The sequence below is a fragment of the Helicobacter saguini genome, from assembly GCF_000762875.2.
GTDB classification, from domain to species: Bacteria; Campylobacterota; Campylobacteria; order Campylobacterales; family Helicobacteraceae; genus Helicobacter_A; species Helicobacter_A saguini.
On the sequence record NZ_JRMP02000003.1, the window covers coordinates 1 to 14,546 of the forward strand.

Sequence of the window (14,546 nt, forward strand, 5' to 3'; positions counted from 1 at the left end):
TTGCAAGGAACATATAGGAAAAATAGATTCTAAATGTGAGAAATGTAAAGAGTTAGAAAAACCTTGCTTAAAACATCAAAATTTCGCAGATTCTAAATGCAAAAAGTGTAAAACTTCAAAAGTGCCACAAAATTTGCAAAATATTTTGCGAGATTCTAATAAGCGAAAAAAGCTAATAATTTTTATAAATCCGCCTTATGCGGAAGCGAGTAATAAAAAAACTATCGTAGGAAAAGGGAAAAATAGGGAAAATTTAGCAAAAGAAACAATGATTTATGAAAAATATTCTAAAGATTACGGCACTGCTACAAGGGAGCTTTTTATGCAATTTTTTATTAGAATCTATAATGAAATTAAGGGTTGCATTTTGGCATCTTTTTCAAAATTAAAATATATAAATGCTAGTAATTTTATAAAATTTAGAGAAAATTTTAAGGCTAAATTTTTAAGTGGCTTTGTTTGTCCAGCTTATACTTTTGATAATGTTAATGGGCATTTTGCTATCGGCTTTTTAATATGGAATCTAGATTCTAAAGATGAAATCAAAAAAGTAACCTTAGATGTTTTCGCGCCAAAAGGCGTAGTAAAACTAGAAGAAGCAAGAGAGCTAAAAAATAAAAATGTAGAAATTTTTGAGTATAAAAAGAAAAAAGTTAGGGTAGTAGATAAAAATGGATATATCATTCAATGGTTACAAACTTTCCACGATAAAAAAGGCGAAAAGTTAGTATATTTGCGAATGTTAGGCACTGATATGTCGCATAAAGACCATATTTTTATAACAAATAATTTATCACAAAATGATATAAAAAAACATTTATACGCCACTTTTACTAAAAAAAATGTGATACCTTATTGCGTTTATTTTGCCGTGAGACAATGTATAAAGGCTACGTGGCTTAATGCGGATGTGCAGTTTTTATACCCAAAGGATAAATGGATAAAAGATTCTAATTTTCATAACGACTGCTTGGCTTTTGCGTTATTTCATCCTAAAAATCGTATATCTTTGCCCTATAATGTGGATTCTATAAATCATTTTATACCTTTTAGTGAAAAAGAAGTAAATGCAAAAAGAGCCTTTGATAGCGACTTTATGTATAAATTTATCAATGGAAAGATTAAAGCAGATTCTATAAAATCTATGCAATATAAAAAGGGTAAAATGATAGAAATAGATTCTATAGAATCTAATGTTTTTATACCAAGCTCGCCTTTAAAGTTTAGCCAGCAAGCTCAAGCCGTGTTTAACACTGGACGTGAAGTCTTTAAATATTATCATTCACAAGATTTTTCTAACTTAACTTTTCACTATGATGACGGCTATGACCGCTCATATAATCCAAACGCTTCGTTATATGATATAAAAGCGCACTTTCAAGGCTTTAGCCTAGATTCTAAAGGAAACCCTACTAAAATGAATCCACTTCACAAAGCCCAAGATTCCCACTATCAAACATTACTAAACGATTTAAACACCGCCCTAGATGAACTTGCCTTAAACATAGAATCTAAAACCTACGAATACGAATTTTTAATCGAATAAATAAATTAGATTCTATAAATTATAATTTTTAGTATGAAAGATTCTATAAAGCTTAAGATTTTAAAGTTTTCAAACACATTCTTGTAGCGAGTGAATGTAGAATCTTTTAAATGTGCTTTTTCTAGCTCTAGCACGATTTTGCCATAATTTGCAATGCTATATTTGCTATCACTATACACTTGCTTTTTAAATTCACATAGATATTTTTGTATTAGAATCTTATAATTAGATTCTACATAGTCCATATTTTCCACATTCACATCTAAGCTAGTGCTAAATCTAATTCGCTTTTTATCAATACATTTTTCAATGTATATAAACTTAGAATCTTTTCTAACCTTTGTGTGTTTATAATCCTTGCCAAACATTTTCATACTTTCCCCTTTAAAAAGTTTCTTTAAATTTATAAGCTACAAGCTTATTTACCTTGCGTTGTAAGTCGCTAGATTCTAAGTTTTCATCTTTTAAAGGATTTATGCAAGTAATTAGGCTAAAATCTTTAGAATCTGCTCTTATATTAAGCGTTTTTTTAATCTTTTTAACCTTAATTACAAATTCCACATTATCAATAATTGCGTTATATTCAATACTTTTCATACTTGCTCCCTTATAGATTCAAAGTAGATATTGTAGATATATCCACATTCGCTATTTTTTGAGATATAGCCTTTTATAGCTTTAATGCTAAATCTTTTGCACTCTATTGCTATTTCATTAAAGATTATTTCCACAATAGAATCTATTTGCTTTTTAGATTCTATACACACTTGGTCGCTACGCCTTGTTTTAAATATCATAATGCGTTGGCATTCTTTTTTGTATTTTGCAATAGTGGCATTTATCACTCGCTCTACATTTAAATCTAGTTTCATTCTTTATCCTTTGCTTTCTCGTCTAAATACGCCATAAACTCTGCAAAATCAGTCATTTTATTCGCCATTTCATTTGGGAATAAAGGCTTTGAGTTTAAAAACAAACTATATATTTCATCGGTGCTAGTGTGTTTGCCATAAAAAGCTGTCTCAATTTCATCAATTTGCTCTTCACTAAAATCTTTTAGCAAAGAATTAATCTTGCTAACACATTCTATATAGCTTCTAACTGCATCGTTATCTAGGTATTTCACATACTTTTTCTTTATCATTTTTTATCCTTTCCATACGCTTTTAGCGAGTAAATCACAATTTGCCCTGCCACCATAATCATTACCAAGCCGACTAATCCAAAAGAATCTATTTCAAAACACACACTCATTTAATAGCCCTTTTTAAGAAATTCTTTTGTCTTTTTACTAAGCTTCATATTGAATTTAGATTCTAAATCCTTGCTAGTTTGAGCCTTTTTCTCACGCTCAAATTCTAATGCCTTGCTTTGATTCCACTTGCCCTTAATAATCTTGCTAAAATCAATCTCGCAGGGTAACTTTAACTCTTTTGCCTTTGGTCTCATTTTTTGCTCCTTTCTTTAATAGTTTTAGAATCTAATTGACTATCAATAATTCCTTTAAACGAAATTATTAAAAGTATAATTAAAAACGCATTTATTACTAAAATCCATAAGTTCTTAGTAATATACTTATACACTTTTTGTAATATTTCTAACATTTAGTTATCCTTTTTAGAATCTAGTTTAGAATCTTGTCCTACTTGCGAAGCCTTAAAGACTTTGTAAATCACAAAGAAAAAACTAGCCACTAAGATAATATTTACCGCACAATAAATAAACAAACTCATTTCACATTTCCTTTTATTTTATATCCACCGCCACAATAATATTCAACACATTTTATTTGCGTGTATATGATTATTCCAAGACAACTAATACATTCTAATACAATTATAGATTCTGCATATTTTTGCATTAGATAATTAGCATATTCATAAGCTTTTTGCTTATCCTTGAAAATCTTTTGGCTTACGATATATTTGTTATCAAATATTTTCATTTAGAATCCTTTTTAAATAGGGCTATGCCAAAAAGATTTCCCTAATTTCACATTTGCCTTTGCCTTGTGCATAGCCTTGCTTATAGAATATTCAAAATCTTTTTCACTCTTTATCTCATCTTGCAAGATTTCTATACTTTTCTTACACATTTCAATTTGTTGCTTATCAAGCACTCGTAGAAATTCAGCGATTTTCTCATTGCCTTTAAACTTATTTTCATATTTCTCGCAAATATCTTTATGATTAGCAAGATAGCTTTGCAAATACTCTAGCAATATTTCCTTTTTCACAATATCCACATTCATTTGATTTCTCCTTTTTCAAATTTTTCAACTAATTTCCTACTTTCTTCTATCTTAAACTCTTCTTCTGCAATTTCAAAAAATTCCGCAAGGCTAGGATATTTCCTAATCTCATCTTGGTATTGTGCTTCATAAGCATCATACAAAGAAACTAAATCTTCTATAAAATCTAGGGCGATTTCCTTTGCCTTTGTTGGCATTTTGTTAATGTTATCCATTTACTCTCCTTTATTTCGCAAGATATATTCAAGCACTTTTTGCTTATTTTTAGATTCAATAGCGTTATAGAATCCAAAGCGATATGGCAGTAAAAAATATGCAATATCTAGCTTTTTGCAGATAAATTTAAGCTTTTTGTTAAACTCTCGCCTTTGAATGTTGATATTCATTTCACTTAGCTCATTTCGCATTTCATAAAATCCTACAAATTCTTTTTCTAATTCTTGCACGATTTGCTTTTTACTCTTTTTAACCTTTTTCATTACGCTATCCTTTCGGTATATTTGCGTTTTGGATAACGTTTGTAGTTGTGAAATTTAGGCTTTCTATGCGTTGGTGGAAATACCCAATTATAGTCTCGCTGTATGCTTTGCTCGATTGCCTTAACTACATCTATGCCATTTGCTTCAAACTCAGCAAGTCTAAGACATAACGCATCAAAACTATAAGTGCTAAAATATCTACGCTTAGATTCTCTAAAAGTTATAAAATCTAGTAGTTTTTCTTTATAAACTTCTTTAATTTGTTGTATTAAGCCTTTTTTAGTTACATTTATTCTAACTAATAGCAGATTCCATAACTCTTTTAGATAGCTTAGGGCTTGTTTTGATTTAGATTCTATCTCGCTAGGATTACACAAAGTGATTAGATTATTTTCTTTACAAATTTTTAAATTGATTTCAAGGCTATTGTCAAGCACCATAGATTCTATCGTTTCGATTAATTCTTTTTTAGCCTTTGGTAAGTGTAGATAGTTAAATTTGCTAATAAATTCACTCAAACTAGCCAAAGTCTTAGAATCTATTTTTTTAGCAATTTGTGGGCTTAATTTGATATTTTCTGCTTCTTTGGTGTATTCAGGCAGAATCTCATCGTATTTGTCTATAAATGCCTTTGGTAATGCAAATTTATAATTATTGATTTCTTTAAGGCTTATTGCGTTTGTGTTTTTTAGAAATGCGTGTAAAGTCTCTTCTAATGTGAGTGGTTTTTCCGCAATATCTACACTATGTTTTTCAAACATAGTGATTGTATTTTGTATATTATAATGTATAGGAAGTGTAACATTTTGATTCACTTTTGTAACATTTTGATTCAAAAAAGTATCATTAGATTCTATGGAATCTTCGGTATTTTTATCACTTGAAAAAATTTCATTTTTTTGCGATTTAGTATTGACTTTATACCTTTGCTTTGTTACTATTTCTTTGCTAGAAATTGAAGTGTTAATTTCTAAGCTTTCTTTAAGTAACTTGAGTGTGCTTGTGGCTATGCTTACTAATCCTTTTATGAGACTTTTCAAAGCATAAACTTTTAACTTCCTTATAATAATCACTAACAATATATCTATTAGATTCTTTATAAACTAATTCTTTTTTGACTAAGATTTTTAGTATTCGTTGTAAATGTCCCCTTGAATATTGCAACATTTCGCTTAATTTAACATTGCTGACTTTAAACGCAGGAAAATGTGGATTTTTATTAATGTAATCCAGCATATCTAACACTATGGCTTCACTCTTACTTATCGATAGATTAGATAAAAGCTCTAAATCTATGGTAAAATTGCTTTTCATCTTTAAGCTCCTATTTGTATAGAAATAGGATTTTAGTAGGCTAAATTTGCTATAACCTGTGGCAAAATCTGCCACAGCTGTGGCATTTGTGGCAAAACACAACCACTCAAACGCCCTAAAATCCTTGCTTAAAGAAAACTTTATAGAATCTAGATTCTATAAAGTTATGTTTTTTGATAGAATCTTTGTGGTTAGATTCTATATTTTGTAATTTAGATTCTAAAAACATAGAATCTGTTTTTTTATCTTGCATTTGTAGCCTTAAAAATATTTTCATTTTGTGAAATCTTAGCATTTGTATTTTAGATTTTATATTTCTTTTCTTTCAAAATCGCTTGGGCTAGCTTCATATACGCGATATTTCCGCTGGATTTTTTCTCATATAATGCGATAGGTTTGCCGTAACTCGGAGCTTCCGCAAGGCGTATCGTGCGTGGAATCACAATAATTTCGCCATTTTCATCCTTAAAAAACTTAAAATTATTCAAACTTAGCTCTTCTAAAACCTGCTTTGATAAGTTATTTTGCGGGCTAAACATCGTTGGCAGAAAGCCTCTAATTTGCAGCTTTGGATTGTATGAAGGCTTTAGAATCTTAATGGTATTTAGCAGTTGCGCGATACCATCAAGGGCGAAATACTCGCACTGCACGGGGATTATCACAGAATCACTAACAACCAAAACATTAATTGTAAGCGGACCTAAAGCCGGGGCAGAATCAATAATTATAAAATCGTATTCATTGCGAATTTCTTGCAAACACTGCGATAGAATCTTCTCACGAAAGCCCTTTTCTTGGTTATAAAACTCCTTTTCTACAGCGATTAAATTTTGGTCAGTTGGCGCGATAAAAAGCGTGTCAATAAGCGTGGGCTGGATAATCTCTTTTATTTTTTTTCGCCCTTGTATCACAGAAATAATGCTATGATTTATCATACTGCGTTTGAAGCCAAGGCTAAGCGTGGCGTTTGCTTGCGAGTCAAAGTCAAGCAGCAGCACTTTTTTGTCATTTAGGGCGAGTGAAGCGGCGAGATTTACCGCTGTGGTGGTCTTTCCTACGCCCCCTTTTTGATTTGCTATGCCGATAATTTCAGCCATTTTTTTATCCTTTTTATCGCCTTTATTTGCTTTTAATTTGTAATTATAGAATCTAATTTTTAAGATTATGAATTTATGTGAAAAATTGTAACGAATTAAAGGATAAAAAAGATTCTAAACATTAAACTCCAAAAATTCTAATATTTTGTAGAATCTATCTTTTGCTTCTTTTGATATTGTGCCTTTGTTGCATAATATTTCACGTTTCATAGCTTTTGATTTTTGTGAGTTTTTTACTGGGTTTTTGCGTTTTTCTTCTTGTGTGGATTCTATGCCAATTATTTTTTTATCCAAGCGATATGTTTCAAAATCAATATCACTAAAGCAATCCTCAATTTCTCTTAAGTTAGAATCTATTTCCCTTAGCTCGACTATATGTAGCTTATCCATAGGCTTTCTTTTTTTATTTTCCCCAGCTTTTATTTTTTTAAATTTTCTACCAGCCATATCACTATCTACTAAAAGTATAGGCTCTGGGAAAATATGTATAAGATTTTCTATCACTTGCTCTTTATCAGCATCACTAGCGCCAAGCCCGCCAATAGGTAAAAAGGCGATATTGCACTCACCGCCCTCTTTTTGTTTCAAAATCTTAAAAGTCGTTAGATAATTATAATCTGTAATGCCCTCTACAAACACAATTCGCATTCCCGGATTATAAAAAAAGTGGCTACTAACGCCAAAAGCTTTTTTTATTTCGGTCAAGGCATTGCTATCTTCGCGTTCAATCACAGAAAAATCATTGCTAATATTTACGCCCTTGCCCTCTGCTATCGTATCGCTTGAGTGCATATTTGTAATGATTCTAAGCTCATCTAGGTTATCAATATCTACTAAAAATGGGTCATGCGTTACAACTACAAATGTGATTCCATGTTTTTCACCATAGCTTTTTAAAAAATCCCTACAACCTTTACGCGCCGGCACGGATAAATTATGTGCTGGTTCATCCATTAAGACAATTGAGTTTTTACTCAAGGTATTTTCACCATATAAAAGACCAAAGAATAGGTTAAAAAACCATTTAAAACCCTCACTTTGTAAATCTAACTCCAAAACATCTTGCTTTTTATTCCGTGAGATTGAAAAGGCTATTTCATTAGTATATAAATTAATTTCAAATTCATAAGATAAATCGCCTTTCTTTTTATATAACTTGTTAAAACGTTTTTCAATAGTATCTTTTAGCTTTTTATTGATTTTAGATTCTATCCTTGGTAAGTAGTCTTTTTTACTACCATGATGTTTAAAGGGCTGTATTATATCCTTTTGTATATCAATTTTTGCTGCCCTTGCTAAGCTTTGAAAAAACTTGCTAGATTCTATAGAATCTATTGTAGTTTCTAAATCTTTTGACGTGAAAGTATTTTTTGAGTTATCATATTTTATAACTTTTGGGCGTATATTGTGTTTTGTGTTATTGCTAGGCACACTTACATTATCAAATACTTTTGGGATTATAAATTGCGTTTTTATATTTATAGGTTTGCTTATGCAAGGACTTGCATTATAGATTCTAACAGCATTATTTATAACTTTTTCTAATTCAATATACGCCTTTTTTGTCTCATCATAAGTTTGCGATTGCTGGACCTTATCTTTTGCATTTTTTATTAGGTTTATTTGCTCGTTATATATGGTTTTAAAATGCTCTAAATCTTTTATATTTTGATTGTCCGCTGGATGTATAAATTTATCTTTTAACTCGTTATAAATCTCAATGTTTGAACGTTTTAGCTTTCTTATTTCTCGCTCTATTTCATCTTGCAGAGCTTTTTGTTTGTCTTCTTTTTGCTGCATTTCTGCCGCTTTTATCTCATGGGCACTGCCTTGACAATCATGGATATTAACTCGTCCATTTGAGTAAATAATTTTCGTGCTAAATTCCTGTGTATAATTTGGCATATCTTTATTGCTTATTTCAGGATTTATTGTAAAATCAATATAAGAAGTTTTAAGAGTTAAAATCGGCTCACAATTTGTGCAAGTATCAAAGTTTGGTTTATCAGATTCACTAAAAGTATTTTGTGGATTTTTTGTTCTAATAAATTTTTCTAAAGCGCGGCTAACATTGCTTTTACCCGTATTATTTTCCCCTATGATAATTACTAATCCACCAAGTTTTGTATCAACGCCATTTGTATTTATAACTGCATCTAAAAGTAAAGTTTGCGGTTTAACATCCCTTGAATTTTCTATATGACAATCTGCACTAACATTTTTACCTATGATATTTTTAAAAGTGCGTATTTCCAAGATTCTAGTTTTCATGCCCTTGCCTTTTTTATGTGTTTTGTAACTATAAAGCAAAGATTCTAGCAAAAAAATTTAGATTCTACAAATGCTTCCTATACCAAGATTCTAAGTATGAAAAAATGATACTTAATGGCAATAAAATTATGATATATGCAACTATGAGCAGGAATAAAGCTTCATTTGTCATAGCATAATTGCCGATTAGCTCTTTGCTAAAGCTCATTAAATCTTGCAAGCCGATGACGCCTACTATGCTTGTTTCCTTGATTAAAAAAAGAACATTAGCGCAAATTGCGGACATACTTAAGCCTAGCCCTTGTGGTAAAATCACAAATCTTAGGATTTCCACTCTGTTAAATCCTAGTGCGAGAGCTGATTCAATTTGTGATTTTTTCACACTTTTTAGCCCAAGTAGAAAGGATTCTGCCATATAGCTGCCGCCAAGAAAGGTCACACCGATGATAGCGCAAGTAAAATTGCTTAATTCCACAAAATAATAAAGCCCAAAATATAAAAAAAACAACTGAATGATTAAGGGCGTATTACGCGAAATCTCAATATAGAATCTAGCGATGGATTGAAAAAATCTAATGCGATAATATAATATCAAAGATAATAAAAATCCTAATATGATAGAAAATAAGATTCCAAAAAATGAAATTTCTATCGTTAAAATAAACGCTTTTTGAAATAATGGTAAAATAGAAATTATAAAATCTATATCTAAAAATTTATTTAAAAAATTCTTATCCAACATCGCTTAAAATCCATAAAAAATTTGTGTATTATAGCAAGGAAGTTTTAAAAGATTCTAAAAAGGTAAAAAATGCAAGTGAGTTTAGACAATAAATCTAGTGCAAAATCGCAGCAAGCTTGGCAAATCAAGGGCTTTTTGTATAAATCTTACTTTATATTTCTTGCGCTCATAGCGTTTTGGGCGTGTTCGTTTGTTTTAGGCATTATCAATATTTCTAGTATTTCTAGCAGTAGTTTTAGCTTTAGCGGTCACGATTATGACGGGATGGGTATGTTTTTTGATATGCTAAATACATTTGATACTAAGCTAAAAAAGATTGAAGCAACGCAAAATTTGCTGCAGTTTTTATTTGTGGTGAATATGATTATTTTTGTGGTTAGTATTTTTGTTTTGAATGCGTTTAAAAAGCTTAGTGATTTTACGCGTAGTGGGCTATTTTCTTGCTTTGTGCGTGGGATGGTGGTGAATTTTTTGTGTGTTGTGGCATTTATTATTTTGTGTGAGCTGAGTGAGAGTTATAATGTGAATGTAAGGGGGCTTTGCGTGGTGGCTGGCAGTGGGCTAATCGTGGGCTTTTGTGTGTATTTGCTTTATGTTTATCATAGGATTTGCAGGGTAATGCACGAGATTACAAATGTGAGTGATTTTTTAGAATCTTTTAAGTCTATGTTAGTTAGCACTTTTATGACATTGCCGCTGATGCTTTATGTTGGCGGGCAGATGCTTTGGCTAGATATTGACGATTTTGCAGAAAAGATTAGTAATTCTTGGGCTTTAACTCCTATGTTTTTTATATTTGCGATGGCGTTTGCAATAGGATTTAACGCACAAGTTTTTTTTATTTCAGGCATTCGTAAGATTAAGATTCTAAATATTAAGGAGTAAGATTCTATACATTCTTTGGTTATGTTTTATATGTTTTATAAAAAAGGGCGATAAGTGGGCGATTAGGTTAAAAAATATAGAATCTAATTGTAAATATTTTTCTTTTATCTATTCTAAGCCATGCCATCCCTTAAGGTAGAAAAATATTTTATAGAATCTAGATTCTATAAAGTCTAATCTTCAAGCAAATTCAGTAAAAAAGTCTTGTATGTGGCTAGGTCGTCTTTGCTGTAAGCTTCAAAGCGCGTGACTAGCATAGGCGTGGTGTTGCTAGCGCGCACAAGCCCCCAGCCATTATCAAATATCACGCGAACGCCATCAATATCAATGATTTTCTTAATATGTGGAACGCTATTTGCGCCCTGCTCTTTTACATAATCCTCTAGCTTTTTCTTTAAAGATTCTATAAGGGCAAACTTCCTATCCTCCGTAGTTTTTATTTTTTCCTCATCCGTGCTATAAGTCTTTGGTAGTGTCTTTATCACAGATTCTAACGCCGCGATGCCGCTCTCTTGGCTTTTTATTAGCTCCAAGATTCTAAACGCCGCATAAATCGCATCATCATAGCCAAAATACCTATCGTTGAAAAAAATATGCCCACTCATCTCACACGCAAGGTGCGCTTTTAGCTCTTTTAGCTTGACTTTCAGGTTGCTATGACCCGTCTTATACATCACAGCGCGACCGATTTTATCGATGGTATCATACATAATTTGCGAGCATTTCACCTCGCCGATAACGACTAAATCCTTGACCTTTTTAGCAATATCTTGCGCGAAAAGTATGGCAAGTTCATCGCCTTTAAAAATGTGATTAGGGCTTAAAAGTGCGACTCTATCGGCATCCCCATCAAATGCAATGCCAACTTTTATGCCCTTTTCTTTCATCGTTTTTTTCAAATCATCAAGGTTTTCATGCTCGCTTGGGTCTGGATGATGATTTGGGAAAGTGCCATCTGGCTCGAAATATAACTTCGTAGCGTTTAGTTGTAGATTCTGCAAGATTCTATCCATAGCCACGCCTGCTACGCCATTACCGCAGTCAAAGGCGATAGGCTCACTCCAGCCCTTTAGCGCACTAAACTCATCGCTAATAAATTTCACATATTCGCTAAGCATATCAAGCTTTGTAGTTTCCGCACTTTCGTCAATGAATTTTACGCTATTCATTTCGTGGCTTAGATTCTGTATATCCTTGCCATAAAATGGCGCCTGATTTATGGTGATTTTAAAGCCATTATATTGCGGTGGATTGTGCGAGCCTGTTATCATTATCGAGCTTTTTATATCGCTTTTAAATGTCGTAAAATACGCCACAGGAGTAGGGATTAGCCCTAAATCAAAGACTTGCACTCCGCTTTGATTTAGCCCGCTTGCTAGCCACTTAAAAAGTGTGGGGCTATGCGTCCTTGCATCATAGCCGATAGCGACTTTATCTTGCGTTTTTAGAATCTTTTGTCCTAAAAGAAAGCCGATTTTATACACTACTTCATGGCTTAAATCTTTCTCAAAAATCCCGCGTATATCGTATTCTCTAAATATTGACATGTTTGCTCCTTTAAAATTTGTTTAAGTCTAGATTCTATCTTTTACTCCCAACTAAAAGTAAGAATATTACACCTATAATGCACGAAGATAGCGAAGCGATTAGTATGCTAACTTTGGCTAATTCCTTAGCGCTTTCATTATCAAAGGCTAAAGCAGAGACGAATAGCGACATCGTAAAGCCTATTCCAGCTAACATTCCAGCGCCCAAAATATGCAGCCATGAAACGCCACTAGGACGCACCGCTATCCTTAATTTTTCACACAAAAAACACGCTAGAAAAATCCCCACAGGCTTACCCACAAGTAGCCCTAAGAAAATCCCAAAAAAGATTCTATCAATATTAAAATCAAAGTCGCCGCTCACGCTCACACCAGCATTTGCAAAGGCAAAAAGCGGCATAATAAAATACGCGCTATAAGGCTGCAAAAAATGCTCCAGCCGCAGCAGCGGATTTTGCGTGTTTTGCGTATTGCGCTGAATCTTATCGATAAACTCCACACGATACGCATCTAGCAAAATAGAAGCGGGTTTGCTATTTTTAGATTCTAACTTGCTATCAATAGAATCTAGCTCGGCTAACTGCGTTTTAATCTGCCCTTTTAACGCCTTAAAATCCTGCGTAGCGCGCACAGGAATGCAAAAGGCTAAAACCACAGCCGCGATTGTCGCGTGTATGCCGCTTAAATGCACGAAAATCCATAGCAAGATTCCAAGCAGGATATACACGCGCAGCATTTTCACGCCAAAGTAGTTGCATAGGCTAAGGATAATCACTACCAACGCAGAAGCAAATAGCCACGCAAAGTGTATCTCTCCGCCGTAAAATAGGGCAATTACCACGATTGCACCCAAGTCATCGACAACGGCGAGTGTGACTAAAAAGATTTTTAGTGCGAGTGGGACGCGTTTTCCTAGCATTAGCATTACGCCTAGTGCGAAGGCGATGTCGGTTGCCATCGGGATTCCAAAGCCGTGATATGATGGCGTGTTGAAATTCAAAGCGTAGTAAATCGCACCCGGGACTATCATACCACCAAGTGCGGCAATGGCGGGAAATGCGGCTTTTGATACGCTATTTAACTCGCCAAAAAGCATTTCGCGTTTGATTTCTAAGCCGACCAAAAGAAAGAAAAAGGACATCAAAATGTCGTTGATAAAATCGTGCATTGACATGCTGAATTTTAAGTCATTTAAATGAAATGGGCTTAAATCAAGGCTAAATGAGAATCTTAAATGGAAAAATTCGTGATATAGATTTTGCAAGGGCGAATTAGCGATAATAAGGGCAAGGAGCGTGCTAATCGCAAGGAAAATCCCGCCAAAAGACTCACTTTTAATAAAATCGCTAAGTGCCTGTGTCAGCCGCATATTTGTCCTTTTTGTGGTTTGGCTACATCTTAAGAATTAGATTATAAACCTTACCAATTTACAACATTGCAAGATTCATTATCGCCGGCGTCGCAGGCTTTTTGATAATATTGTTTTGAAAGTGTAGAATCTTCGCTTACACCCTTTGCATTGCGATACATTAGCCCTAGTGCCGCACATGCTTTCGCTTCTTTTGCATCGCATAGCCCTTTGTAAAGCTCGATTGCTTTTGTGTAGTTGCCTTCGTTATATGCCTTATTTGCCTCGTCCAAATTCTCCGCTGCAAACGCCACGCTACACGCTACTAACGCACAAATAACAAGTTTTTTCATTACCATCTCCTTTGTGAAAATAAAGACTAATTGTGAAAAAAAAATGTAAATTTTTAGCAAATATTTATAGAATCTTAAATGTATATTTTATAGAATCTTTTTATTTTAAAGCTACTTTTCAGCCTTAATTTGATATTATTATGCTTTTAGATTCTAAAAATTTTAGGGTTTTTATGAGTAATATAGTATTTGTTTATATTCTAAGTGTTTTACCTAAAGTAAGAATTTTATTATATATATTATTTTTTTTGGTGATTCCTATGGTTGTTGCTTCATATAACAATTCTGTGAGTTCAAAGAAATTAATTAAGCTATTTTTGTTGCTCGAAACCTTATGTCTTGCTTTATGGGTTTTGATACCAAATAAAGATATAGCTTCGGTTATTCTTGCCGCAGATAACAAAAATATTAGTTTAGTGGTTTATATTTTGGATGTATTGTTGGCATTAAAAATTGCATCATGGTTGTGTCTAGTTGTCAATACATTGCTGTTATTAACGTGGCTTTTATTAAAACAATTATCAATACATGAAAAATGTAGTTTCTTTACTTTTCTTTGTAGCAACATCAAGAAGTTATTGGTTTTTGAGATTTTATTAATTATTTTATTATTACTAATACCAAATAAACAAGACTGTTTAAATATACTGAAAGAATATGATAAAGATTTAGCCAAAATAGAAGACTTATTAATAAGAAAAGACAAGGATTAA

21 protein-coding genes and 1 pseudogene are annotated in these 14,546 nt (G+C 32.6%); 3 read left to right on the plus strand and 19 right to left on the minus strand.

Features of this window, described 5'->3' with window-relative positions; translation table 11 throughout:
* A pseudogene (locus LS64_RS12305) lies at nt 1-1,546 on the plus strand (hypothetical protein); the annotation flags it as partial.
* A gap of 5 nt (nt 1,547-1,551) precedes the next feature.
* Here the strand turns inward: LS64_RS12305 and LS64_RS02230 are convergent.
* From LS64_RS02230 to LS64_RS02295, 16 genes are all read right to left on the minus strand, one after another.
* Entirely contained in the window at nt 1,552-1,920 is a 369-nt protein-coding gene (locus LS64_RS02230; protein WP_034569611.1) for a hypothetical protein, read from the minus strand.
* 10 nt (nt 1,921-1,930) lie between these two features.
* Nucleotides 1,931-2,143 carry a hypothetical protein gene (locus LS64_RS02235; RefSeq protein WP_034569608.1) on the minus strand — a complete coding sequence of 71 codons (213 nt, stop codon included), beginning with the start codon at nt 2,141-2,143 and terminating at the stop codon, nt 1,931-1,933.
* Complete coding sequence (locus LS64_RS02240) at nt 2,140-2,418, minus strand: hypothetical protein (RefSeq protein WP_034569605.1); 279 nt, start codon at nt 2,416-2,418, stop codon at nt 2,140-2,142. The genes LS64_RS02235 and LS64_RS02240 overlap by 4 nt, the downstream gene beginning before the upstream one ends.
* Nucleotides 2,415-2,690 (minus strand): hypothetical protein, encoded by a 276-nt coding sequence (locus LS64_RS02245; RefSeq protein ID WP_034569602.1) that lies wholly within the window; start codon nt 2,688-2,690, stop codon nt 2,415-2,417. The genes LS64_RS02240 and LS64_RS02245 overlap by 4 nt, the downstream gene beginning before the upstream one ends.
* A 110-nt stretch (nt 2,691-2,800) precedes the next feature.
* Nucleotides 2,801-2,995, minus strand: coding sequence for a hypothetical protein (locus tag LS64_RS02250; RefSeq protein WP_034569599.1), 195 nt, complete (start codon nt 2,993-2,995; stop codon nt 2,801-2,803).
* Nucleotides 2,996-3,150: 155 nt separating this feature from the next.
* The gene (locus LS64_RS13545; protein WP_272916595.1) at nt 3,151-3,279 is read right to left on the minus strand and encodes a hypothetical protein; all 129 of its coding nucleotides are present in this window, start codon (nt 3,277-3,279) and stop codon (nt 3,151-3,153) included.
* Nucleotides 3,276-3,491, minus strand: coding sequence for a hypothetical protein (locus LS64_RS02255; protein WP_034569596.1), 216 nt, complete (start codon nt 3,489-3,491; stop codon nt 3,276-3,278). The genes LS64_RS13545 and LS64_RS02255 overlap by 4 nt, the downstream gene beginning before the upstream one ends.
* 12 nt (nt 3,492-3,503) lie before the next feature.
* On the minus strand, nt 3,504-3,797 hold the full coding sequence (locus tag LS64_RS02260; protein ID WP_034569593.1) for a hypothetical protein: 294 nt from the start codon (nt 3,795-3,797) through the stop codon (nt 3,504-3,506).
* Entirely contained in the window at nt 3,794-4,012 is a 219-nt protein-coding gene (locus LS64_RS02265) for a hypothetical protein (RefSeq protein WP_034569590.1), read from the minus strand. The genes LS64_RS02260 and LS64_RS02265 overlap by 4 nt, the downstream gene beginning before the upstream one ends.
* Nucleotides 4,013-4,276, minus strand: coding sequence for a hypothetical protein (locus LS64_RS02270; RefSeq protein ID WP_034569587.1), 264 nt, complete (start codon nt 4,274-4,276; stop codon nt 4,013-4,015).
* Complete coding sequence (locus LS64_RS02275; protein ID WP_034569585.1) at nt 4,276-5,316, minus strand: hypothetical protein; 1,041 nt, start codon at nt 5,314-5,316, stop codon at nt 4,276-4,278. Before LS64_RS02275 ends, LS64_RS02270 begins: the two co-directional genes overlap by 1 nt.
* Nucleotides 5,258-5,692 (minus strand): hypothetical protein, encoded by a 435-nt coding sequence (locus tag LS64_RS02280; protein WP_118949394.1) that lies wholly within the window; start codon nt 5,690-5,692, stop codon nt 5,258-5,260. Before LS64_RS02280 ends, LS64_RS02275 begins: the two co-directional genes overlap by 59 nt.
* A gap of 13 nt (nt 5,693-5,705) precedes the next feature.
* A complete protein-coding gene (locus LS64_RS12310; protein WP_160659362.1) occupies nt 5,706-5,843 on the minus strand; it encodes a hypothetical protein in 138 nt (45 codons plus the stop codon).
* Nucleotides 5,844-5,892: 49 nt separating this feature from the next.
* Complete coding sequence (locus tag LS64_RS02285) at nt 5,893-6,687, minus strand: ParA family protein (protein ID WP_034571975.1); 795 nt, start codon at nt 6,685-6,687, stop codon at nt 5,893-5,895.
* Nucleotides 6,688-6,801: 114 nt separating this feature from the next.
* Nucleotides 6,802-8,958, minus strand: a complete 2,157-nt coding sequence (locus LS64_RS02290; RefSeq protein ID WP_034571973.1) for an AAA family ATPase — start codon at nt 8,956-8,958, stop codon at nt 6,802-6,804.
* Between the two features lie 64 nt (nt 8,959-9,022).
* A complete protein-coding gene (locus tag LS64_RS02295; protein ID WP_034571971.1) occupies nt 9,023-9,700 on the minus strand; it encodes an amino acid ABC transporter permease in 678 nt (225 codons plus the stop codon).
* A gap of 69 nt (nt 9,701-9,769) precedes the next feature.
* On the opposite strand from LS64_RS02295, the gene LS64_RS02300 reads away from it, so the two are divergent.
* On the plus strand, nt 9,770-10,585 hold the full coding sequence (locus tag LS64_RS02300; protein ID WP_034571969.1) for a hypothetical protein: 816 nt from the start codon (nt 9,770-9,772) through the stop codon (nt 10,583-10,585).
* Between the two features lie 173 nt (nt 10,586-10,758).
* Here LS64_RS02300 and LS64_RS02305 read toward each other — a convergent pair whose 3' ends face one another.
* Genes LS64_RS02305 through LS64_RS02315 form a run of 3 tightly spaced genes read right to left on the minus strand, consistent with a single transcriptional unit; the run spans nt 10,759 to nt 13,833 of the window.
* Nucleotides 10,759-12,132 (minus strand): phosphomannomutase/phosphoglucomutase, encoded by a 1,374-nt coding sequence (locus LS64_RS02305; RefSeq protein WP_034571967.1) that lies wholly within the window; start codon nt 12,130-12,132, stop codon nt 10,759-10,761.
* Nucleotides 12,133-12,166: 34 nt separating this feature from the next.
* The gene (gene nhaA, locus LS64_RS02310) at nt 12,167-13,501 is read right to left on the minus strand and encodes a Na+/H+ antiporter NhaA (protein WP_034571965.1); all 1,335 of its coding nucleotides are present in this window, start codon (nt 13,499-13,501) and stop codon (nt 12,167-12,169) included.
* Nucleotides 13,502-13,551: 50 nt separating this feature from the next.
* Complete coding sequence (locus LS64_RS02315; RefSeq protein WP_034571963.1) at nt 13,552-13,833, minus strand: SEL1-like repeat protein; 282 nt, start codon at nt 13,831-13,833, stop codon at nt 13,552-13,554.
* Between the two features lie 173 nt (nt 13,834-14,006).
* On the opposite strand from LS64_RS02315, the gene LS64_RS02320 reads away from it, so the two are divergent.
* Nucleotides 14,007-14,546 (plus strand): hypothetical protein, encoded by a 540-nt coding sequence (locus LS64_RS02320; protein WP_034571960.1) that lies wholly within the window; start codon nt 14,007-14,009, stop codon nt 14,544-14,546.